Origin of the sequence: Runella salmonicolor, assembly GCF_024158025.1 — a bacterium.
GTDB classification, from domain to species: Bacteria; Bacteroidota; Bacteroidia; order Cytophagales; family Spirosomataceae; genus Runella; species Runella salmonicolor.
Map to the genome: position 1 here is coordinate 53330 of NZ_JAMZEL010000015.1, position 23092 is coordinate 76421.

Sequence of the window (23092 nt, forward strand, 5' to 3'; positions counted from 1 at the left end):
ATTATCTTTACTTCCTTTTCCGTTTTTACTTTGTAAATAAACTACCCATTCAAAGCGTACTGAAGCACTTAGCATTTTCTTAACACCCCCAATCAAAACCTTTTTAGCCATTCGCAAGTATGAAAAAACGAGAAAAATTAGCGATAATAAGAAATTATTATCCCAATGCCGTCACCACGATTGACAGTGTAAACAAACTCATCGACTTTCTGGAAGAGCATTTGGATTTAGAACCTGGCCAAATCATGCTGGCCGACAGTATTTGCAGCGACGATGTAAACGCCATTCAGTATCCATCCAGAGCGCACGAGTTTTTGGGGCCTTTCAAAATGGGCGGCTTGGATGGTTTTCCTTTTACGGGCCTTACGGGCATGGGGGCATTTGCCAGCCACGTACCCGACGAGGGCGCGGTCTTTATCTATTACGGCCCCCACATCGGCATCACCAAAGAAGGCGTCATCGGTGAGATTAAGCGCATCGGGCAGGCAAAAAATTCGGGATGCTGCGGAGCCGCCAAAGGTGCGCTCAACAAACTGATGAACAATCAAATTGTGGAAGGAAACGTGACCGAAATGGACTTCCAAATGAACACCATTGAGCAAATATTGCTCCGTCAAAAAGACCGAATACTCAGCGCCGCCGTACCACTTTATGAGGCAACCGAGGTAATTTATGAGGCCATAGATCAACGTATTCATGAATTGGTCGAAAAGACAAACTACCACTGCAAGTACGTAATATTGTTTGGAACCATCCTGATCAATAGCGATTCTGACATGGGGTCTTACACCAGCGCAAAACGCTTCGACATTATTGACTTGGCCACCAATGAAAAAAAGAGTGTCTTGGATTACTACGACAATTAAACAATAACCAAGAGATTGAACGGGGCCGTCGAAAGCGTACAATTGTGCGCTCGACGGCCCTAAATTTTTGAAAGGCTTGCGCCATTCTGCCAAATAAACTTGCTCAAAGCGGCTATCTTTTCTTCCTCTTCTCGGCCGTACTTGGCCATTTTTCTACGATTGTATATATCACTCTTCGGCATCATTTTCTTCTCCTCGTTTCCTTCAATTGAATGTTCAAAAACGAGTGTTTAGCATAGACTTTTTCTTTATCAACAGACCATTTAGGTAAAAAACCGCAAAAATTAGAAAAATAAAGACCTTTTTAGGATAAAAATACCGGAATTCCAGTATTGCGCCTTGCCTAATCTTGTAAGAAATTTGGGTACTCAAATCTTTACCCTACTTCACTAGAATCTTTACCCTACTCTATTAAAAACTTTAACATTGATTATTATGAATCCACAACTATTCATTTCTGCAAATTTGGGCCATCAGCATTTCTTTTCATTCGATTTGGAAAGTGTGGTGCGTTTGGAAGGGGTTAGAAATTACACCCGCTTTATCCCCGCAAAAGGACAACCAATCATTACCTGTCGGTCGTTGGGTATCTATCTTGAACAGCTCCCGCAACAGTTTGTGCGAGTCCACAAAAGTTATGTTATCAACTGTCGGTATATTTTAGGAATAGACCCGCGTAGTCATTCTATTTTGATGACCGACGGTACGTCCATTCCCATTTCGAGACGAAAGCGAACGGCTATTTTGCGACTCTTGGGGAAGTCCCGTTAGAATCAACGACTTAGCTATAATTCAATTTATTTTTAGGAATCAATTTGACTTTATATCCAAAAAGATTCTATATTTTCAGGAAAAAGTACCTTCCTATGCGCGTATTGTTGGCAGATGACCACCTGATTTTGCTTGAAAGTCTGGCAGCTCTCTTAGAAAAAAAGGAAGGAGTTCAGATTGTTGCCAAAGCAACTAATGGCTTGGAAGCACTCCGGATAGTAGAAGAAGTACCCGTAGATATCGTCGTTTCTGATCTTAATATGCCTCTTTTGGGAGGTATTGAGTTTACTATTCGTGTAAAGGAACGATTCCCTCATATAAAGGTAATTTTGCTGACCATGGTAGAAGATGCCTCCCAGATTCGGGAAGCTATTCAGGCAGGAGCATGTGGATATATTCTAAAAAGTGCCTCCCCCGACGAATTGCGGAAGGCTTTGACCGAAGTAGGCGAAGGAAGACGATACTTTAGCCGCGACATAGAAAAGCAACTGGCTTCTATTCCCAATCCCCACGTCCCCAATGGTCACGAAATCGTGGACGGGGTTCCGCATTTAACCAAGCGTGAGATTGAAGTTATCCGGTTTATTGTACATGATTTTTCCAGCGAAGCCATCGCTAAACAACTGAATGTCAGCATCAATACCATTGAAACCCACCGCCGAAATATCTTCAAAAAACTACGTCTGAACACCGTCGTGGGCTTGGTGCGGTTTGCCATTAAGCACAAACTGATTGACTAAAACTCGTCGATACCCATTCAGCCCACAGGTTAATTCTTTGTCTTTGGTCTTATCAACCTTGCCAGAAATTCCTGATGCAGGGCATTACAGTAAGGTGATTCGGGAAAATCTTCTTTAAACCGTTCCAACAATTTTCCCGCCGCCGTGTTTTCTTTTTCTGGCGAAAAGTGCGCTAACGAAAACGCCCTCTGTACGATTTTGGCAAGCATCAGTTCGCGGGTTTGGGGAAATTTACGCAGTCCTTCATATATTGAATTATACCTTGCTTCCCACACCGTACTGTCAATCTGCACCACCATATTTCGATTCATAAAAGGCCCTGGCAAAAAACCCAGCCACCGCGAATACAAAGCCTCCCGGTAAATATCCGAAATAAGGGCTTCGTCGTCCATTGTTTTGAGGCTAATCGACTCATTTTTGGAGAGGTCTCCCAAACTCCGGAGGTAGGTTTGTTTGCGTAAATATTTTTGCCCTTCCAACGACGCCAAAACGTACGCATTTATCTGGCGGTTTGTGGTATCCTGCTCCCGTTGAAAACGTTCGGCCGACTCCGTAGCAAGATCATTGATAACAAACGAATAATCCTCTAACGACATGTGTTGAAAGAGGGGTTTGCGCCGGAGCGAATCCTGCCCAAACAGCAAGCTTCCGTACAAAAACTGGTGTAAACGAGCCGTTGGGCCTTTTACAACGGGAAAAGACGACCGGCTGGGGTTGACAAAGTAAAGGGTGTCGTTGGGTTTAAGCAAAAAATCGACGCGGTAACCTAAACATTCAATCGTTACTTTTTGGGGCGATTCAATACATAAATCGGCTTTAAAACAGCCACTTTCGTCGGTGCGCTCTTTCAACACCGCTTCGGGGTCGTAGGGGGAAAAGCCCAAGGGCGTATCTAAAAAAATCTGATACTGCGAAGAAGGAAAACCCTCAAAATAGCCTTGAATATGCACATTTGGCTGGGCATAACTCCGCAACGAGCAAACAAGCAAAAGGAGTAAATACCGCATGGTCATGTCTGTTTAACTACGTAATGCTTCCCACAAAATCTCAATCGGATGTTTGGCTTTGCGGCCCGTACCATCTTTAATCTGATGGCGGCAGCTTGTGCCCGGCGCGGCAATAATGACCTCTTCGGGCTGTTGACGTACCGTAGGGAAAAGCACCAATTCACCCACTTGCATCGACAACTCATAATGCTCCTTCTCGTAGCCAAAAGACCCCGCCATGCCGCAACACCCCGAATGAATCAACTGAACGGTATAGTTTTCGGGCAATGACAGCATCTTTTTGCTCGGCGTCAGCGACGACAAGGCTTTTTGATGGCAATGCCCGTGCAATTTAATGGTTTTTTGTTTATTCGTAAACTGTTGACGGTGAATACGTTTTGTATCTATTTCGCGCGCAATAAATTCTTCAAACTGCAGGGCATTTTTGGCTAATTTTTGGGCGGTTTCCTGAAGTTCTTTGGGAACCAAATCAAGGTATTCATCCCGAAAAGTCAAAATTGCCGAAGGCTCAATGCCAATCAGAGGGGTATCTTCAGAGATGACCTCCTTGAGCATTTCTACATTCTGAATCGCTATTTTCTTTGCCTCTTTCACCAAGCCCTTTGAAAGGTACGTCCGGCCGCTCTCGACGTGTTTGGGAATGATAACTTCATAGCCCAGTTTTTCGAGCAATAAAATCGCTTTTTGGCCTATTTCAACGTCGTTGTAATTCGTAAATTCATCGCAGAAAAGATACACCCGCTTGCCGCCGCTTTGTGTTCTTGCCTTATGCCAATCTTTAAGGGTTGTTTTTGCCAACATTGGCATGGTTCGATCGGGGTGAAACCCAACCACTTTGTTGGCAATGCGCCGCAGTGATTCATTGCCAAAAATGGAATTATACGCCCACGGCGCTATGCTCGCCAAACGCATCTGTTGCGAGAAATTGGCAATCAAGCGCGACCGAAACGGCACACCGTTTTTATCATAATAGCTTTGCAGAAACTCCGCCTTCATCTTGGAGATATCTACGCTCGACGGACACTCCGACTTGCAACCTTTGCAGGATAGACAAAGGTCCAAAATCTCCTTGGTTTCTTCGGCCGTAGCATCAACGGATGACGATTCGGTGTAAAAATGGCGCAGCATGTTGGCACGGGCGCGGGTTGTGTCGCGCTCACGACGCGTTGCCATGTAGCTCGGGCACATGGTCCCGCCAGTGATGTGGGTTTTGCGACAATCGCCAGAACCACTGCATTTTTCGGCCAACCTTAACAAGCTTTCTTGTTTTGAAAAATCAAAAACTGTTTCGATATGAGGGGCTTTTTGGTCTGGCTGATAACGCAGAAATTCGTTCATCGGCGGTGTATCCACAATTTTCCCCCGATTGAATACCCCTTTAGGGTCAAACAAATTTTTCACTTCCCGAAACAACCCATACACTTCTTCTCCCATCATAAATGGAATGAACTCGCCGCGTAGGCGGCCGTCGCCGTGCTCGCCCGAGAGAGAACCGTTGTATTTTTTGAGCAACACGGCCGTATCAGCCAAAATAGCCCGAAACTTGGCCTTGCCTTCCGAAGTTTTTAGGTTAACCATCGGCTCCACGTGCAGCTCGCCTGCTCCTGCATGGGCGTAGTACGAGGCGTGTACTTGGTGTTTTTTGAGCACATCGCCTAAATCTTCGATATAATTTGGCAAATCTTCAACCGCCACGGCGCAATCTTCGATGAGGTTGACGGGCTGCAAATCGCCGGGTAAATTTCGAATCAGGCCCAAACCTGCTTTGCGCACATCCCAGGCTTTTTTGGATTCATCGCCAAACAGCAACGGATACGCATAGCCTAAGCCGTTGAGCTTCAGCTCAGCCACCAATTTTTTCGCTGTTGTTTCTACTTCTGCGCGGGTTTCTGCGCCAAATTCCACCATGAGCATCGCCGCAGGATCACCTTCAATAAAAAAGCGATTGTGGCGGTATTCGTTGTGCTCTTTGGTAAAATCCATGATGTATTTATCCACCAATTCAGACGCCAACGGATGGTGTTTCATAGCAATACCGTTTGCCAGCAGTGATTCATGCAGCGTATGACAATGCACACACAACAACCCAAGCTCGGCGGGTGGCAACGGCAAAAGGTTGAGTTTGGCTTCGGTAATAAAACACAGGGTTCCTTCTGAGCCAGCGATAAGTTTGGGGAGATTCAAGCCGTTTGGTGCGTCAAGCAGCGCGTCAAGCGCGTAGCCTGAGTTACGACGGGTGACCGTTTTTTTAGGAAATTTCTCCCGAATAAGTTTCTGATTACCAGCGTCTGATAAAAGTGACGAAAGGCCTTTCTCAATCCGCTCCCGCAGAGAATCTGCCTGATTTGAAACCGATTGTTCGCCAAAAATAACCTCGCTTCCGTCGCTTAATATGGCTTTAACTTCCAATAAATGGTCGCGAGTAGCACCCCAACGGATGGAGTGTAGCCCGCAAGAGTTATTACCAATCATCCCGCCAATCATCGCACGGTTAGCAGTAGACGTTTCGGGCCCGAACATCAAACCGTAGGGCTTCAAAACCACATTGAGGTCGTCACGAATCACGCCCGGCTGCACGCGTACCCAGCGTTCGTCCGCATTTATTTCGAGAATTTTGTCAAAGTATTTAGAAATATCCACCACAATTCCCTCACCTACCACTTGGCCCGCGAGGGAGGTTCCCGCCGCTCGGGGAATGAGCGTAAGGCCATGCTCGACGGCAAACAAAATGAGTTGTTGAATATCACCAACCGTTTTGGGCAAAGCAACCGCCAGCGGGGTTTCTTGGTATACCGAAGCATCGGTTGAGTACAACCGTCGAATGGCTTGGTGGGTAACCGAATTGTCAAAATAGAATTCTCCCTCAAAATCAAGGGTTAATTGTTGAAAAGGAAGTTTAGTAGGTGCAGCGTAAAACATTGGAACGAATGATTTGTGCAAATGTAATTTAAAATCAGATTGGGCGTACCTTTGTCTCCCTTTACGGATAAACATTCAACCTCTGGGTACACCTTAAATTATTTACCAAAAACAAGATTTTAACAAGATGCCTGCTACTTATATTGAAACACGCCTAACGCTCAATCCCGACTATAACGACATTTTGATGGCCGAATTGGCCGAGATTGGCTACGAATCCTTTGTAGAGTCAAACGACGGCCTCTCGGCGTATATTCCTGACACAAGCTTTGACTTAGACGCGCTCCAGCAAATCATTGAGCGCTATCAATCCATGACGGCCATTACGTTTGAATCCCAACAACTCGAAACCAAAAACTGGAACGAAGAATGGGAGCGCAACTATCAGCCGATTGAGGTGGCGGGCAGAATTCGGGTACGGGCTTCTTACCACACACCCGACCCAGCGTTTGAATACGACATCGTGATTGACCCCAAAATGTCGTTTGGAACGGGTCACCACGAAACCACCACGCTGGTGATGGAACAGCAACTTTTGCTCGACCATCAAGGAAAATCGGTGTTGGACGTGGGAAGTGGCACTGGCATTTTAGCCATTCTGGCCGAGAAACTCGGCGCTAACCGCCTCACGGCCTTTGACATTGAAGAATGGGCCTACCTCAATGCGGTAGAAAATGCCGCCATGAATGGCTGCACGCACATCCAGGTTTTTCAGGGAACAATTGCCGATTGCCCCGCCGCTACGTATGATATTGTACTGGCCAACATCAACCGAAATATTTTGTTACAAGAAATTCCCACCTACACCGAGTTTCTGGTCGGTGGCGGCACGCTGATGGTCAGCGGATTTTACGAATTTGACATTGTCGATATTGTTCAAAAAGCCGAAGAAGTAAATCTTCGATTAGTTGCCAAAAAAACCCTCAATCAATGGGCGGTTTTAAGATTTGAAAAACCATGAAAATAAGCATTTTAGGATGCGGCTGGCTGGGTCTTCCGCTGGCCGCACAACTTGCCCGAGAAGGGCACACCGTAAAAGGAAGCACGACGAGCGTCGAAAAATTGGCCGTTTTGCGCGCCCTTCAGATTGAACCCCTATGGCTCCAACTTACGCCCGAACCCAAAGGCATCGGTTGGGATTATTTGATGGATTGCGACGTGCTGGTTGTCAACATTCCTCCACGACTGGAGCGCGCGGGGCCAGATTTTCACACGGCCCAAATGCGCCATTTGATAGAGTTAGTGAAAGATAGCCCCGCCCAAAGGGTCATTTATATCAGTTCAACCTCCGTTTATCCTGAGCTCAACCGGGAAGTAAAGGAAGAAGATGTGATTTATCCCAGCCAATCAGCCGCTCCCACGTTGGCCGAAGCAGAACTGTTGATTCAATCATTGCCCCAAGCATGGCTTGTATTGCGTTGCGGCGGTTTGATGGGGTACGAACGCATACCCGCAAAATATGTATCAGGCAAAAAGAACCTCACCACTGGCGAAGTTCCCGTCAATTATATTCACCGGGACGATGTCATCGGGGTCATCAAGGCATTTTTACAAAACCCATCGGTATGGAATGAAACTTACAATGTAGTGGCACCCTTCCATCCTACCCGTCGAGAAGTGTACCTTGCGAGTTGTACCCCTTTTGGCTATCAGCCCCCCACGTTTAGTACTTCTGAAATCAATCCTTTTAAAATCGTCTCTTCTCAAAAATTAGTGGATAAAATCAACTATCCATTTCTGTATCCCAACCCCCTCCAATTTCTGTATCAGTTATAGACTTTTGTTTAATTAATCCTCAACAAAAGTCAAACACATATTTTTATTTCAATTTTGTTTAACGTTAATTGTCATACGTTAAACAAATGTATTTTTTTGAACTTTTTGAAGGTAAAAACGCAAAATTGACCTAAAAATAATACTATAATATTACTAAACCAATATAAAAATACTCATTTTAGTCCAAAAAACTGATGACCAAATTTAATATTTACAAATTTGTTCAAAATTTATTTGGAAGTTTGTTTAATGTTTAGCTAAATTTGTTCAACAAACTGAAACCAAAACATTCAAATAAGCCCACAATGACAGCTATCGAGTTCACTTACCACATCGCTAAAGTGTCAAAGTCACTAAAGCCCTTTGCGATGCGTTTAACAAAAGACAGCGAAGATGCTAACGATTTGTTGCAGGATACGCTGTTGAAGGCTTTTACCAACCGTGACAAATACGCCGACGGCACAAACCTCAAGGCTTGGTTGTACACCATCATGAAAAACACCTTCATCACCAACTACCAGCGTATGGTGCGGAAGAATACATTTATCGATACAAGCGACAACTTACACTACATCAATTCTTTTGAAAACAGTACTGAAAATGAAGCCGCTGGTAAGTTTGCCATGGACGACATCAACAAAGCCGTTAATTCACTGGAGGAAGCCTATCGTACCCCTTTTATGATGTACTATCGGGGGTTCAAATACCACGAAATTGCTGACCGCTTGCGCATTCCCATCGGAACGGTCAAAAACAGAATTCACATTGCGCGGAAAGAGCTCAAAGACAAGTTATACGTCTATGCGCATCCATTTTGAGTAGGGATAATGAGACATTGGCGGCTTAGCTATCTTAACCGATAAAGCGAAGCTGCCAGTTTAAAAAGAGGAAGGTTTCGAAAAGTTGATCGGTATCCGGTCAACTTTTTTGTTTTAGACAAAATTGACTTCAGTATGCAGACGAATTCCAAATTGCTCTTCGACAGAAGACTGTATTTTTTCAGCCAACTGCTTTATTTCTAAACCCTTACCGCCACCATAATTAACCAACACAAGCGCCTGTCGGGCGTGTACGCCAATGCTCCCGAAGCGTTTTCCTTTCCAACCGCATTGTTCAATCAACCATCCAGCGGGCACTTTTACGACCTCATTGCTGATTACATAGCCTGGTATTTCTGGATACATCAATTTCAAGTGCTCGTATTGCATCACCGAAATTTCGGGGTTCTTGAAGAAACTGCCTGCGTTGCCAATTTCGACGGGGTCAGGCAATTTGCTACGTCTGATTTTAATGACGGCGTCGCTAACGGCCTTGATACTCAGCTCATTTACGCCCATTTGGTCGAGCGTTTTTTGAATGTCGCCGTACGAAACGTGAAATACGGGTGTTTTTTGCAACTTGAACTGCACGTTGCAAATAATGTACTGTCCCTTCAGTTCATTTTTGAACACGCTGTCGCGGTAACCAAAACGACATTCTTCATTGGTAAAAACCCGTTTTTGACCCGTCAGAATATGAACCGCTTCGAGCCTTTCGAAAGTGTCCTTAATTTCAACACCATACGCCCCAATATTCTGCATGGGAGCGGCTCCGACGGTGCCCGGGATAAGGGACAGATTTTCAAGGCCCGCCAAGCCTCGTTCTACACAATAAAGTACAAATTCGTGCCAATTTTCGCCAGCCCCTACGCGCACCCACACATTTTCCTGATCTTCTTTGACCGTCCGGATGCCCTTGATGTTGATTTTGACCACCAAACCGTTGAAATCCTGCGTAAGAAGAAGATTACTGCCGCCGCCCAAAATAAGTTTTGGCAACGTCTGCACGTCAGGAAGCTGGAGTAATGTCTGAATATCTTCGTCATTATCAACTTCTACCAAATAGCGAGCCGTAGCCTCTATGCCGAAGGTATTGTATGATTTGAGAGAAACGTTGCTTTGAATGGTAAGCATTTTACCGTAGTAGATTCTGGTGCAAAGAACGTAAAAAATGGTTGTTTCACAAAGGTTTCGTCAAACAAGCCATGTAAAACCCGTCGAATCCATCGCGCGCTGGTGAGGTTCGGGCTTCTTCCAAAAGCTGCCATTTAGCGCCCTGTTCGGCCAAAAATCGCTTCACTTGCTCTTCACTTTCCGACGGCAAAATGCTACACGTAGCGTATACCAACTTCCCACCCGGCTTCACCATTTGCGAATAACTGGTCAGAATTTCGTATTGTGTTTGACGAATTTGGGTCAAAAAATCGGGTTTCATTTTCCACTTAGAATCGGGATTTCGACGCAAAACCCCTAATCCTGAACAGGGAACATCCAACAACACGCGGTCGGCGGTATCGCGGAGACGTTTGATGGTTTTAGGTTCAATGACGCGCGTTTCTACGTTGCTGACTCCGTTGCGCCGCGCCCGGCGGCGCAGTTCTTCCAGTTTCCAACCCTCCACATCCATCGCAATGAGTCGCCCCTGATTGTGCATCAACGCCGCCAAATGCAGGGTTTTTCCACCCGCACCCGCGCAGGCATCAATGACGCGCATCCCCGGATGCACATCCAACGTGGGCGCAATACGCTGCGAACCCGCATCTTGCACTTCAAACTGTCCGTTTTGGAAATAATCAGTCTGGAAAACGTTTTTTTTCTCCCTCAATTTCAACGCGTCGGGCAATCCGGGCAGGGTTTCGGTAAAAATCTCCTTGCTGGCCAAGGCTTCTTTCAGTGCGGCAGCGGTGGTTTTGAGGGTATTGGCCCGCAACACAACGGGAGCCGTTTGGTTTAGTGCATGAAGTTCCTCGTCCCACGCGGTGCCCAATTCGGCAGCGCCGATTTCGTCCAGCCAATCGGGAATCGACTCCCGAATTTTGCGGCTTTTTTTGGCTTCTTCGTAGGCTTGTCGGATGGCATTGGGCTTGATGTGTGCAAATTCCGCCCACGGCGGCAGTTCGTTGCCTTTTAAAATTTGCCACGCGGCAAAAAAGTCCAGATAAGAAGGCTTGCCCAAGTGGGCCGTGACAAAATCCAACATTCGCCACCAACGGACAATTTCGTAGGTGTTTTCGGCAATAAAGCCCCGGTCGCGCGCGCCCCATTTGCGGTTGGACTTGAGCACCTGCTCAATGACTTTATCGGCCTGACGCCCTTTTTCGAATATTTCGGTCAGCGAAAAAACAATCGCTTCCACTAAAACGCGGTGGTATTTCATGAAGTTTGAATCAAAATGTACGTGACGCTCTGCCTGCTTTCTACATACCCATCAGCCATTTCATCACGTAAATAACCAGCAGGGCGGTGCCTCCCATGAGCGCGGAAGCAGGCGTGAAAGCACGCAAGGTAACGGAAACGTTTAGGTTTCCAAAGCGCGAAATTACCCAAAAATATGAATCATTGGCGTGTGAAGTGACCATTGACCCCGCTCCCATCGCCAATAACGCCAACAGCGCACTGTCTGGGCCAGCCAATCCGAGGGCTGCCAACAAAGGGGCCACCAACGATGCTGTCGAAACCACCGCCACGGTCGACGAGCCCTGCGCAGTTTTGAAAATAGCCGCCAATCCAAACGGAACGAGCAGTCCCCAACCGCCCGCCGCCAACGCCGCGCCGTATACTTTCCCCAATTCAAGGGTTCTGATAATTTCGCCAAAAGCGCCGCCCGCCGCCGTTACGATGAGGATGGGCCCCGCCTTTTCGATGGCTTCGTCAAATAATTGATTTAGTTTTTCTTTCTCAATTTTTTGAAACAACGGCAAAGTCAAACCTAAACCCGCAATCAATGCCGTGATGGGTTCTCCCACAAATTTAATGATGTTCAGCACAAACGGCAATGCCATATCGGGATACAAAAGCACCACTGATTTCAACGAAATAAGCGCAATCGGGACAATAATGGGCAAAAACGACAGTGCAGGAGAAGGCAAATCAGCCTTTTTTATTGGAAGTTTTTCAGTCGCTGTTTGTTCAACCGCATCTAATGAAGCAGGCAACGAAAGGCTGTACAGATACCCGACCATAGCGGCTGGCAATGCCACTAAGATTCCTAACAGCATGGCTTTTCCCAAATCGACATTCAAAACGCCCGCCGCAGCCGTGATGCCTGGATGCGGAGGTACTAGACAATGAACCGCGTACAGCGATGTAGCCAAACAGCCTACCAACGCCAGACGTTTTTTGGGCAGGGTATGACCCAACGAAACCACCAATCCACTCAACACCACAAACCCCGAATCACAAAAAATAGGCAATCCGATGAGGATACCAACCAACGTAATGGCGAGCGGCGCGTAGCGCTCGCCCGTTTTGTTCAGGATAAAATTGGCCAAACTGAGCGTAGCGTTGGTTTTATCCAAAATGATACCCAGCGTAGCCCCCAAAATAATCAGCAAACCGATTTTTTCGAGGGTACTGCCAAAACCCACTTTGATGGCTTTCAACAGCGCTTCTCCGTCCATCCCCGCAGCAAACCCTACGCCCATTGCCACAAAAATCAACACAAAAAAGGTATTGAATTTGTACCGTGAACTGAGCAGAATGATGGTCAAAATACTGACAATGAGCAGCAAGGATACGTAAAGAGGTGAGAGCATCTTTAAAATAGGTTAGAGTCTGAAGTCCGCTCTACCAAAAGCTTTCCTTTGGTGTATCTTAATGCCATTAAATAAAAAATATAAAGTTTCTCCGGAACATACAATCGCAATGATAGTATGATTATACCAAAAAAAAAGCACTGAAATAAAGTGTGGGTGGAAAACTGACCACTCCACCCACACCCGAATGCTATTTCCACCCGCCCCCCAAAGCTCGGTAAAGATTTATCATTGCTTGGTTTTGGCGTTTTTGGGTACTGATTAAGTCCAGCTTACCTTGCAGGGCGTTTTGCTGCGCCAACAATACTTCCAAATAGGTAGCTCTTCCTGTGCGGTAAAGTTTGTCGGAGGTACTGATGGAGCGAGTGAGCAAGGCTGTTTCACGGGTTTTGAGGTCAAACATACGCCGTAAATTAGTAAGGTTGCTCAATTGGTTGTTTACTTCCACGTAGGCGTTTAATATTGTTTTTTGGTAACTGTAAAGAGCCTCTACCTGCGCAGCCTGCGCTCCGCTAAACTGTGCTTCGATGCCTTTACGATTGACGATAGGAGCGGCTAAATTACCCACCAGCGAATAAGCCAACGACTGTGGTGTACTGAACAGAAACTTGGGACTGAACGCCTGCAAACCCAATGAGCCTGTTAGTACGAGCGACGGGTAAAAGGCCGCACGAGCCACCTGCACATCGGTTTTAGTAGCCATAAGTTCGAGTTCGGAGGCTCGAATATCAGGCCGATTTTTGAGCATATCCGACGGCACTCCCATCCCGACTTGCGCAGGGATTGCCCAGTTAAAACGGCTTTTATCTCGCAAAATCGGCTGCGGAAAACGGCCCAACAGCGTGTTCAAAAAGTTTTCGGCTTCGGTAATGGCTTGCAGCAGTTCGATTTCGAGGTTTTGGGCGTTGAGCAACTGCGCCTCAAACTGCTCCACCGCCAACTCATTACTGGCCGCCGCCTGTCGTTGTATCTTGACAATCTCAAACGCATTTTGCTGAATCTGAATGGTTTGACGCACTATATCCAATTCATTGTCTAACGCCAGCAGTTCATAATACGCCATCGACACATCGGCTACTAAGTTGGTAATGACCCAGTTTTTGCCCTCAACACTCGCCAAATACCGTGAAATAGCCGACTGCTGCTGATTGCGTAGCTTTTTCCAAATATCCACTTCCCAAGACGACTGCAAGCCAATGAATAAATCTGGCAGATTGACAGGCACGAGTTTGCCCTCGGTAATATCGGTAGTGGCGTTGCCCGCACCGTCCATGGTATAGAGTCCAAACTTCCGCAACCCTGTCATGCCTCCCGCCGCCACCGTAGGGCGTAGCAAGCCTTCACTGGCCCGCACGCCCGCACGAGCCATCTCGATGCGTTGGTAAGCCGTGAGGAGGTCGAGGTTGTTGGTCAAGGCTGCATCAATAAGGCCGTTCAGGGTCGAGTCGGCAAAGTACGTGCGCCAATTGAGCGTAGCTACGTTGAGGGTATCGGTATTAGCATTATTGCTAAACGTTTCGGGAACGGGCAGTATAGCGCGCGATGTAGCCACTTGCGGCACTTTACAGCCCGACAATGCAACTACGAATAAAAGGGTAGAAAACAGTAAGGTAACGCTGGCAGGGTTCAAAATCCTGCCAGCGTTTTTTAGATGGTTTAGTTCCATTGTTTCAAATCTTCTTCGGTGAGTGGATTTTCTTCTTCGTCTTTGATGAATGTAAATTTCTCGGCCATTCGGGCGAAAATATAGTACAGCCCAGGGATGACGACGACCCCAAAAACCGTCCCGAAGAGCATTCCACCCGCCGCCGCCGCTCCGATGGTTCGATTGCCGACAGCCCCTGCTCCAGAGGCAAAAAGCAGGGGAATGAGCCCCGCAATAAATGCAAAGGAGGTCATCAGAATAGGCCGCAAACGCACTTTTGCCCCTTCGATGGCCGCTTGAAGCGGAGTCAGGCCTTCTTTATGGCGCATGGCCGCAAATTCGACAATCAGAATGGCGTTTTTGCCCAATAAGCCAATGAGCATAATCATCGCGACTTGGGCGTAAATGTTGTTTTCTAAACCCAAAGCCCACAAAAGCGCAAATGCTCCGAAAATACCCGTCGGTAAAGATAGGATAACGGGTAGCGGCAATAGCAGACTTTCGTATTGAGCCACCAACAACAAATACACAAAAACCAAACAGATGATGAAAATATAGATGGCTTCGTTGCCCGCCATTACTTCGTCACGGGTGATACCCGCCCAGTCAATATCGTAGCCTTTGGGGAGTTTTTCTTTGGCAGTTTCCTGAATGGCCTGAATGGCACTACCGCTACTGAACCCTTCGGCAGCTTCGCCGTTTAGCTCGGCAGAAGGAAACATATTATAGCGCGTGATTTGGTCCACGCCATATACCCGCTCAGTGGTTACAAAAGCCGACAGGGATACCATCCCGCCGTCTTTGTTTTTGACATACAGATTCAGAATATCTTCGGGTTTGGCTCGGTATTCGGGCAGGGCCTGCACCATGACTTTGTACAATTGGCCATATTTGATAAAGTTACTGGCGTATTCGCTACCCAGCAGCGTCTGCAAAGTGCCCATAGCGTCGCTGATGGAGACCCTTTTCTGAGCGGCTTTGTCAGAGTCCACATTGACGATATATTGCGGAAAACTGGCATCAAAAATCGTAAAAGCGGAGGCGATTTCAGGTCGGGCTTTGAGGTCTTTGATAAATTGATTGACAACTCCTTCCATCTGCTTAAAATCGCCATTGCCTGTTTTGTCTAAGAGCCGCAACTCAAACCCACTGGCGTTGCCGTAACCCGGTACGGCGGGCGGCGGAAAAAATTCCAGTCGGGCGTCTTTGATGTGTTTGGTTTTTTCTGTCACCAACGCAATGATTTCATCTACCGATTCTTTGCGTTGGTCCCAGCTTTTGAGGTTTATCAAACACGTACCATAAGTGGCACCCGTACCGTCAGAAAGAATATTCGTTCCCGCCAATGAAGACACCGATTCAACGGCTTCGATACCTTCGCAGGACTTTTGTACTTCATTCACAACCGCCTTGGTGCGTTCGAGCGTAGAGCCAGAAGGCGTGGTGATGCTGACATAAAACGTGCCTTGGTCTTCGTTGGGAATGAAACCAGAAGGTAGAATTTTGCCAAAAAAGCCCGTACCTACGCAGAAGATGAGCAAAACACCGAAGGTAACGACCCGCCGACTGACGATGTTTTTTAACAAACGTTGATACTTATTTTCTAACCCTTCGTACCAGCGATTAAACCCACCAAAAAAGCGATTCAACCACGTTTTTTTGCGGGTTTGGCCGTGGGTATTTTTTAAAAACATGGCACACAGCGCAGGGGTCAGCGTCAAAGCACCGATTCCTGAAAGTACAATCGCAATCGCCATGGTCAATGAAAATTGCCGATAAAAAATCCCCGACGGCCCCGACATAAAGGCAACGGGAATAAAAACCGCCGACATCACCAACGTAATGGCTATGATGGCCCCGCTGATTTCTTTCATGGCTTCTTCGGTGGCGGCAATGGGGTGTAAGTTTTTTTCTTCCATTTTTAGGTGTACAGCCTCCACTACCACGATGGCATTGTCCACCACAATTCCGATGGCCAATACCAAGGCAAAAAGGGTGACCAAATTGAGTGAAAAGCCCAACAATTGCATGAAAAAGAACGTACCTATCAGCGACACGGGTACGGCAATGGCGGGAATAATGGTAGAACGCCAATCTTGCAGAAACAAGAACACCACCAGCGAAACCAGAATAAATGCTTCAATGAGGGTACGAACTACTTCATGCACCGAGGCATCCAAAAAGCGGGATACATCATAGCTGATTTCGTAATCCATACCTTTCAAAAAAGTAGCTCCTTTAATTTCAGCCAGGCGTTTTTTAACATTTTCAATCACCTCACTTGCGTTTGAGCCCGGCAATTGTTTGAGCATCATTGAGGCCGCAGGACGACCTTTAAATTTTGCTTCTACATCAAAATAAGTAGTTCCAAATTCTACATCGGCTACATCTTTAATCCGTACTATTTTGCCGTCGGCATCTGACTTGACAGGGATATTCTCGTATTCTTCCTGCGTATTATACTTGCCTTTGTACTTGATAACGTACTGCAAAGCCTGAGGCGTTTTGTCGGTACTTTCACCTACTTTGCCCGGGGCAGCTTCAATATTCTGCTCTTCTAAGGCTTCCAGTATCTCATCAACAGAGACGTTGTAAGTCAGCATTTTATCGGGTCTTAACCAGATACGCATGGCGTATTTTTTGGCGCCAAACATTTCGGCAAAGCCTACCCCCTTTATACGTTTAAGTTCGGCCAAAATATTAATGTCGGCAAAATTGTAGAGAAATTTCTCCTGCATGGTTGTGTCTGAACTGTATATGTTCAGGTACATCAACATGGCATTTTCTTCTTTGGCGATTTTCACCCCGTTCTTTGTCACTTCGGGGGGCAACTCACCCATTACGGTAGCTACACGGTTCTGCACATTGACGGCAGCTACGTCGGGGTCGGTACCGATTTCAAAAATGATTTGAACCACGCCTACCCCGTCGTTGCCCGCATCCGATGACATGTATTTCATGCCGGGCACCCCATTGATTGAGCGTTCCAACTGAACGAGTGCGGCTTTGGTGACGGTTTCAGCATTTGCCCCAGTATATTCTACCGTTACGTTTACTTCGGGCGGGGCCACACTCGGAAACTGCGCCATGGGCAGCCGAGTCAAAGCCAAACCACCCAGCAGCGTAATGATGACCGAAATTACGATGGACAGTAAGGGTCTGTGAATGAATTTATTAAACATAGTGTATGTATTTTTAAGTCCTTGAATCCGAAACTATTGCTTGCCCAATTGCGCCATGATTTTACGCATCGGCCTGAGTTCGGGCTGGATTTTATCGCCGTCGTTTACGTTCTGAATACCTTCATAAATGATTCTATCAGACACGCTCAACCCCGACTCAATGACGTACAACTGAGGAAGCCGTTGCAGGATTTTGACATCACGCACACTCACAACATTTTGGGCATCAACCACATACACACAGTTTTTTTCTTGTATTTCAAAAACGGCTTTTTGGGGAACCATCAGCGCATTTTTTATCTCGTTGGTCAGTCTTACTTTACCGCTTGCGCCATTTTTAAGTACCTGCTCGGGATTCGGAAATTTGGCCCGAAAAGCAATACTTCCCGAGTTTTTGTCAAATTCACTGTCAATCGTTTCGATGACTCCACTGTGTTTATAGAGGCTGTTGTTGGCCAATAACAACGACACACTTCGACGTTTACCCACTTCGTTTTGCGCCGTAAAATCCAGGTATTCTTTCTCGGAAACGTTAAAGTAAGCAAACACCTCCTGGTTGTTGGAGAGGGTCGTCAGCAGTGTACCTTCATCAATCAAACTGCCCACTTTATTAGGAATTCGGCTGATAATACCGCTAAACGGGGCTTTGATTTCGGTTAGCGACAGTTGCAGTTGCGCTCCGGCCGCGTCTGATTGGGCTTCTTCGATTTTGGCTTTAAGGGCTTCCAACTTCGACTCAACAATGTCCAATTCAGACTTAGCCACCACGTTTTGCTCGACCAATAACTTGGTATTTTTAATCTCCAATTCGAGTGTTTTTGCTTCCGCAGTCGCATTTTTAAGGGTTGCTTCTGCTTTCAAAAGTTCTTGTTTGTAAGCTTGGCTGTTGATTCTGAACAGCACTTGTCCTGCTCTGACGGGCTTACCTTCATCCACAAAAACAGCTTCGATATAACCTTTAATTCTTGCTCTCACTTCAACATTCTGCAATGATTGAATCGTGGCTACATACTCTTTTGAGTAAGTAGTATCTACTAAAATCGGATTGGTGATGGGGAATTTTCCTTCGGCTTTCTGTTCGGTTTTGGTTTCTGTTGAACACGCCCAAAGCGATAACAGGCAAGCATAAATGCCTGCCAGCATGAAAATATTTTTCATTCTGATAAGATTAAAATACGATAATAATGGGTACAGACACAAGATATAATCTACATAAAATCAATAGATTACCTTAAAAATGCAGTAAAAAAACTAGACTATACCTGTTGAGGTGGAGGAGAAACTATATCAGGATGAAACTGCGAAATAAAAGTTTGCTCATAGTTGAGCGGAGTATTTTTTAGATAAGGCCGCAAAGAAATTCTTTTTATTGAGAACTCAAATGAAGATTGACAATACAACAGAATTTTGGCCACCCCAAAACTAGCGCCTTCTTCGGTGTCATGTTCATCATGCTCGGCAACGGCATTTTCAAAACCAAGGATTTGTTCGAGCACTAGTTCAGAAATACTTTCAATATCGTTGTAAGCTAAATCTTCAGGGACATAATCTGGGTGGGCATCAGGGGAGTCAACACTGCAATTGAGGATGTGCAGTGCCATAAAAAGCCAAAAATAGCGAAAGACGATATGTTTTTTGAGAAACTGCATTAATGCAAAAGTAATCTATTCTGCTTTATAAATGCTAAAGTATTCAAAATGTGGCCTGACATACTCAAAAAACCCTTAAATTCAGTAGGGCCCTTAATTTCTTGGAAATGACAATTTTAACTAAAAACACTATTCACTCAAAAAGGGGTATCACGCTTTACAAAACAAATTATTTTCTATGGCTTAATTGCAATAGTTGTCTACATTTTAGTTACTGATGCTGGGGCATGAATGCTAATTGTGTAACCGTATAAATTTTTCTATCAAAAAATGAGTTGAGTAACTCATGAACTAGTCAATCATTATCAATCTACTGACAGACAATTATTTAGTATCCTCTAATCAATTTAGCGGTAAAGTGAGCCCCTTACCCATTTCTTCCCTTCCGTTTATTTCAGACATTTCACCCGCTTTGAATAATCCCATAACTAGGCTGGAATCCGATTCCAGCTGGTATTCGTGGATTTTGCTCATTATTACCTTAATTGGGCTTGCAGGAGTAGTGTATTGGTGGAAATTAAAACAAGAAAATTAATGTTCAGTAGGACGATAAAAAATAAAACAGGGCTCACATGCGAGCCCTGTTTTATTGGATTATTCTATTGCCTAATCTGTAGCTGAAAATTCAGTAGTTTTTAGCTTAATAAAGGGTAGACACGGCTTTTATTTCTTTATTTTTTTGATTGTAAAAGGCACACAGATGGCTTCGGTAGGGCAGCAGTTGCCTTCGTAGAAAATATAAGAACAACAACCTTCTGTCGGGCAAGTGGCGTTGGTAGCGGCAAATCGGTAAGAACCCGCTTCGGTAATTTGGATAACGGACGATGTTGCACCAGAGATGGGTTGGTCATTTCTAAACCATTGAATATTAGTATATCCCGATGGAATGGAAAGTTCAAAAACCTGGCCTACACAAATTGGTACGAGAACCGTGATACAAGTTCGGTCAAAGTCGTCTTCGCTTTCGATATTGTTATTTGGAGTAGAGTCTGTATCGGTTTGATCGGCCTTAGAAATTTGGGCTGTAAAATACTGCACACCCGGCTGTGTTACTTGGACCGCAATAGACAAGGTGACGGTTTCACCAACGGCGATATTTCCTATGGTCCATGTACCAGTAGCGGAGTTATAAGTACCAGTAGCTGTGGCAAAAGTTTGGAAACTCATCCCCGCAGGTAAAATATCCTTTACTTCTACACCAGATGCAGGATTTTGCCCTTCATTTTTGACGCTTACCGTTAAAGTGAGATTCGCATTTAAGCCCGGCTGTTGATTGCTAACAGCTACGGAAAGCGATAAGTCAATCGGAGGATTACAAGTGGCATCAGGGCCTAATTTTTCTACAAATTGCTCTAACGGAATAACATTCCCGCTTGGCGTTTGCCCAGAGCGTGAATAAAAACTACATGCGGTATTGAGTGAAGCCACACTTTTGGCCGCCGCCACAAAGGGATCAGCTTTAGCTAAGATTCCTACTGGGCTGTAGCAGGCATTGCCTTGGAAGGTAAAAAGAGCAACGGGGGTTCCGTTGGTAAATGAACCATAATCGGTTTCGGTAGCTGTTTTTCCAATGACATAATAGTTGTAAGCAGCATCTAAACCCGCCGAGGCAAATATGGCCTGACTTCCCAATTTTAGGGGGTTTTTCTCCCAAGTTCCTTTTATATCGGTGATGTTCTGAATCACAAAATCTTTGGGAACTTTCAGCGATACCTGCGCTGTGGCTCCAAATTCTTTGGCATCGGTATTGTTAGCGTTTGGCGTAGCATATTTGGGTACCACCCAAACTGTGTAAAGCCCCGTATTGGCTTGGTAGGTCAATTGGTAATTGACTTGGTTGGTCGAGAGTTGCTGCGCTGCTACCGTAACAAAGCCAAGAAACCAGATTAGCCCAATCCAAACGATTGTAGATATTCCTTTTTTCATTGTAGTGTATGTTTATATCGTTGAATTTTCAGGTTTTTACAGGGGAGCATCGCGCTCCCCTGAGTCTGTCTATGTTTATTTAGGTAATTGTTCCTGAATGATAAAGAAGTTTTGTTTGAGGGCGTTACCGGGATGGTTATTGATTACATTTTGGTAGATGTACTCTACATCGTTGGTTGTTCCCTGAAAAATCACTTCTCCATCCATATTAACATCTCCTGTGTAATAGCCTGAAAGAATAAAGAAAGGCAGTAGAAAAGGATTGCCCGTGGCTGCAATGACTTGCTGATAGATGACATTGACGTCGTTGTCAGTACCCTGATAAATCACTTGGCCGTCATAAAGGGCATTGCCCGCCCACAGGGCTTTTCCCTGAACTACATCCACCTGCGATTGATGCATCGGTGAATTTGCTAAAACATACGTAGAGGTAGCTACCGAACGGAAATCAATCGTGGAAACGGTCTGCGTTAACGGCAGGGCCGTTTGCGACATGACACCCAAATGGTTGCGGTGACGAACCGACACAAAATAGCTGGCCGCAACAACCGTGGTGAAGGTAATGGGTGAAGTGCCGTCTACCTCTACAATATCACCGTCACGTTGAACCAGGGCCGAGCGGCTGTCTACCACAATAGTTGAATCATTGGCATCGCGCAATTCAACAAATACCCAGTCCACGATGGCATCTTGCCCGCTGACAGTCAACACCGTGTTGGAGGTAATGGTATCAGCGGCAGTAATAGGCCCCCAGGCTACATAAGGTGATTTTCGAGGAATCAGATTTTTCACCCGCAGGTCATCGCGCATCAGGTTGCCCGAGAAAACCCCAAACAATGCTCCCTGCAAATAGACTTTGGGCAAAAGCGTGAGCTTTCCAGGAGTCTGAATTGTGATGGGAGTAGGAACAAAGTTATTTTGAGGATCACCATCAAAGTCTGGATCGGGATTATTTCCCAACTGCGATTGATCTTTTACGGTTTCGCCCAAGGGACTCTGACCAGTACTGTAAGCAATATTGATGTATGAAACCCCTACGTATACATTCGGACTGATGCGCACCGTCAAACTGACAATTCCGCTGTCACCGATAGCCAAGGCATTGCCGGGCAAAAGCAGCTGAGTTTGGCTTGCCGTGCCCGTGTAGGTGGGGTTAACGGTAAACTTAGTACTGCTGATACCCAGAACATTAAAAGTGGCAGGACTTGGAAAAGTTTTGGACAGCGTATCAAATACCTGTACGTTACTGAGCGGCACATTGCCTACGTTTTTCACTTTGAGACTGAACGTAATGTCGTAGGTATAGTTGAGGTTGTTTACAAAGGAGCTAACTTCTTTAGCGATACCGATTTTAGGATTCTGGGTCAACGGTACGACCGTGGGGTCGTTGGTCGGGTCTGTATCTGGGTCGGCGGGGGTATCTACCAGCTCATTGCCGCTGTCAGAAACGTCCGTCACATTAGGTCCAGTTGGTGGAGTCCCTGTCACCGTAGCGCTGTTTTTGACTTCCCCTGCATTGATGTCAGCCTGCGTGATGGTGTATGTCGCCGTGGCCGTGCCAGTTCCGTTAGGTAAAAGTGTGCTCGGTGTAACCACCAAGTCCGTCAGACTCAATTTCGCATCATCAATCGAAAGATTCGTCAGCGTCACGTTGCCCGTGTTGGTCACGGTGAAAGTATAAGTTATCACATCACCAACCGCACCACTACCGCCCACCGCAGCCAGTTTCACTAAGCGTACTTGGGGATTCTGGGTCAGCGGCACAACCGTGGGGTCGTTGGTCGGGTCTGTATCTGGGTCGGCGGGGGTATCTACCAGCTCATTGCCGCTGTCGGAAACGTCCGTCACATTAGGTCCAGTTGGTGGAGTCCCTGTCACCGTAGCGCTGTTTTTGACTTCCCCTGCATTGATGTCAGCCTGCGTGATGGTGTATGTCGCCGTGGCCGTGCCAGTTCCGTTAGGTAAAAGTGTGCTCGGTGTAACCACCAAGTCCGTCAGACTCAATTTCGCATCATCAATCGAAAGATTCGTCAGCGTC

General features: G+C 46.0%; 17 protein-coding genes. 6 read left to right on the forward strand and 11 right to left on the reverse strand.

What is annotated here, in order from left to right; genetic code table 11:
• The first annotated feature begins 119 nt into the window (after window positions 1–119).
• The 3 genes from NCI00_RS25195 (at window position 120) to NCI00_RS25205 (ending at window position 2377) form a co-directional block, all read left to right on the forward strand.
• Window positions 120–866: an LCIB family protein gene (locus NCI00_RS25195; RefSeq protein WP_253532285.1), complete on the forward strand. Its 747-nt coding sequence runs from the start codon at window positions 120–122 to the stop codon at window positions 864–866.
• 435 nt (window positions 867–1301) lie between these two features.
• Window positions 1302–1637, forward strand: a complete 336-nt coding sequence (locus NCI00_RS25200) for a LytR/AlgR family response regulator transcription factor (protein WP_253532287.1) — start codon at window positions 1302–1304, stop codon at window positions 1635–1637.
• 95 nt (window positions 1638–1732) lie between these two features.
• Window positions 1733–2377 (forward strand): response regulator, encoded by a 645-nt coding sequence (locus tag NCI00_RS25205; protein WP_253532289.1) that lies wholly within the window; start codon window positions 1733–1735, stop codon window positions 2375–2377.
• Window positions 2378–2406: 29 nt separating this feature from the next.
• On the opposite strand, the gene NCI00_RS25210 is transcribed toward NCI00_RS25205, so the two are convergent.
• A complete protein-coding gene (locus tag NCI00_RS25210; RefSeq protein WP_253532291.1) occupies window positions 2407–3384 on the reverse strand; it encodes a hypothetical protein in 978 nt (325 codons plus the stop codon).
• A gap of 12 nt (window positions 3385–3396) precedes the next feature.
• Window positions 3397–6303: an FAD-binding and (Fe-S)-binding domain-containing protein gene (locus NCI00_RS25215; RefSeq protein ID WP_253532293.1), complete on the reverse strand. Its 2907-nt coding sequence runs from the start codon at window positions 6301–6303 to the stop codon at window positions 3397–3399.
• Window positions 6304–6430: 127 nt separating this feature from the next.
• On the opposite strand from NCI00_RS25215, the gene prmA reads away from it, so the two are divergent.
• The 3 genes from prmA to NCI00_RS25230 all read left to right on the forward strand — a co-directional run bounded on the left by prmA (window position 6431) and on the right by NCI00_RS25230 (window position 8897).
• The gene (gene prmA / locus NCI00_RS25220; protein WP_253532295.1) at window positions 6431–7264 is read left to right on the forward strand and encodes a 50S ribosomal protein L11 methyltransferase; all 834 of its coding nucleotides are present in this window, start codon (window positions 6431–6433) and stop codon (window positions 7262–7264) included.
• Entirely contained in the window at window positions 7261–8079 is an 819-nt protein-coding gene (locus tag NCI00_RS25225) for an SDR family oxidoreductase (RefSeq protein WP_253532297.1), read from the forward strand. The genes prmA and NCI00_RS25225 overlap by 4 nt, the downstream gene beginning before the upstream one ends.
• 305 nt (window positions 8080–8384) lie before the next feature.
• Entirely contained in the window at window positions 8385–8897 is a 513-nt protein-coding gene (locus tag NCI00_RS25230) for an RNA polymerase sigma factor (RefSeq protein WP_114070278.1), read from the forward strand.
• 114 nt (window positions 8898–9011) lie between these two features.
• Here NCI00_RS25230 and murB read toward each other — a convergent pair whose 3' ends face one another.
• The 9 genes from murB to NCI00_RS25275 form a co-directional block, all read right to left on the reverse strand.
• On the reverse strand, window positions 9012–10031 hold the full coding sequence (murB, locus tag NCI00_RS25235; protein ID WP_166559787.1) for a UDP-N-acetylmuramate dehydrogenase: 1020 nt from the start codon (window positions 10029–10031) through the stop codon (window positions 9012–9014).
• A 46-nt stretch (window positions 10032–10077) separates the two neighbouring features.
• A complete protein-coding gene (locus NCI00_RS25240; RefSeq protein ID WP_253532299.1) occupies window positions 10078–11274 on the reverse strand; it encodes an RsmB/NOP family class I SAM-dependent RNA methyltransferase in 1197 nt (398 codons plus the stop codon).
• 40 nt (window positions 11275–11314) lie between these two features.
• Window positions 11315–12652 (reverse strand): GntP family permease, encoded by a 1338-nt coding sequence (locus tag NCI00_RS25245; RefSeq protein WP_253532301.1) that lies wholly within the window; start codon window positions 12650–12652, stop codon window positions 11315–11317.
• A gap of 190 nt (window positions 12653–12842) precedes the next feature.
• Window positions 12843–14318, reverse strand: coding sequence for an efflux transporter outer membrane subunit (locus NCI00_RS25250; protein WP_253532303.1), 1476 nt, complete (start codon window positions 14316–14318; stop codon window positions 12843–12845).
• Window positions 14309–17479, reverse strand: a complete 3171-nt coding sequence (locus tag NCI00_RS25255) for an efflux RND transporter permease subunit (RefSeq protein ID WP_253532305.1) — start codon at window positions 17477–17479, stop codon at window positions 14309–14311. Before NCI00_RS25255 ends, NCI00_RS25250 begins: the two co-directional genes overlap by 10 nt.
• Before the next feature lie 33 nt (window positions 17480–17512).
• Window positions 17513–18637: an efflux RND transporter periplasmic adaptor subunit gene (locus tag NCI00_RS25260; RefSeq protein WP_253532307.1), complete on the reverse strand. Its 1125-nt coding sequence runs from the start codon at window positions 18635–18637 to the stop codon at window positions 17513–17515.
• 98 nt (window positions 18638–18735) lie between these two features.
• Window positions 18736–19080 carry a hypothetical protein gene (locus NCI00_RS25265; RefSeq protein WP_253532309.1) on the reverse strand — a complete coding sequence of 115 codons (345 nt, stop codon included), beginning with the start codon at window positions 19078–19080 and terminating at the stop codon, window positions 18736–18738.
• A gap of 711 nt (window positions 19081–19791) precedes the next feature.
• On the reverse strand, window positions 19792–21054 hold the full coding sequence (locus tag NCI00_RS25270) for a DUF11 domain-containing protein (protein ID WP_253532311.1): 1263 nt from the start codon (window positions 21052–21054) through the stop codon (window positions 19792–19794).
• Between the two features lie 75 nt (window positions 21055–21129).
• Window positions 21130–23092, reverse strand: a 1963-nt coding sequence (locus NCI00_RS25275; RefSeq protein ID WP_445508846.1) for a CLIPPER-2 domain-containing protein, incomplete at its 5' end; no start/stop codon positions are given.

Excerpts from the sequence above, each read along its gene's own strand:
- NCI00_RS25195 (WP_253532285.1), top strand. The coding sequence starts at position 120 with ATGAAAAAACGAGAAAAATTAGCGATAATAAGAAATTATTATCCCAAT.
- NCI00_RS25200 (WP_253532287.1), top strand. The coding sequence starts at position 1,302 with ATGAATCCACAACTATTCATTTCTGCAAATTTGGGCCATCAGCATTTC.
- NCI00_RS25205 (WP_253532289.1), top strand. The coding sequence starts at position 1,733 with ATGCGCGTATTGTTGGCAGATGACCACCTGATTTTGCTTGAAAGTCTG.
- NCI00_RS25210 (WP_253532291.1), bottom strand. The coding sequence starts at position 3,384 with ATGCGGTATTTACTCCTTTTGCTTGTTTGCTCGTTGCGGAGTTATGCC.
- NCI00_RS25215 (WP_253532293.1), bottom strand. The coding sequence starts at position 6,303 with ATGTTTTACGCTGCACCTACTAAACTTCCTTTTCAACAATTAACCCTT.
- prmA (WP_253532295.1), top strand. The coding sequence starts at position 6,431 with ATGCCTGCTACTTATATTGAAACACGCCTAACGCTCAATCCCGACTAT.
- NCI00_RS25225 (WP_253532297.1), top strand. The coding sequence starts at position 7,261 with ATGAAAATAAGCATTTTAGGATGCGGCTGGCTGGGTCTTCCGCTGGCC.
- NCI00_RS25230 (WP_114070278.1), top strand. The coding sequence starts at position 8,385 with ATGACAGCTATCGAGTTCACTTACCACATCGCTAAAGTGTCAAAGTCA.
- murB (WP_166559787.1), bottom strand. The coding sequence starts at position 10,031 with ATGCTTACCATTCAAAGCAACGTTTCTCTCAAATCATACAATACCTTC.
- NCI00_RS25240 (WP_253532299.1), bottom strand. The coding sequence starts at position 11,274 with ATGAAATACCACCGCGTTTTAGTGGAAGCGATTGTTTTTTCGCTGACC.
- NCI00_RS25245 (WP_253532301.1), bottom strand. The coding sequence starts at position 12,652 with ATGCTCTCACCTCTTTACGTATCCTTGCTGCTCATTGTCAGTATTTTG.
- NCI00_RS25250 (WP_253532303.1), bottom strand. The coding sequence starts at position 14,318 with ATGGAACTAAACCATCTAAAAAACGCTGGCAGGATTTTGAACCCTGCC.
- NCI00_RS25255 (WP_253532305.1), bottom strand. The coding sequence starts at position 17,479 with ATGTTTAATAAATTCATTCACAGACCCTTACTGTCCATCGTAATTTCG.
- NCI00_RS25260 (WP_253532307.1), bottom strand. The coding sequence starts at position 18,637 with ATGAAAAATATTTTCATGCTGGCAGGCATTTATGCTTGCCTGTTATCG.
- NCI00_RS25265 (WP_253532309.1), bottom strand. The coding sequence starts at position 19,080 with ATGGCACTGCACATCCTCAATTGCAGTGTTGACTCCCCTGATGCCCAC.
- NCI00_RS25270 (WP_253532311.1), bottom strand. The coding sequence starts at position 21,054 with ATGAAAAAAGGAATATCTACAATCGTTTGGATTGGGCTAATCTGGTTT.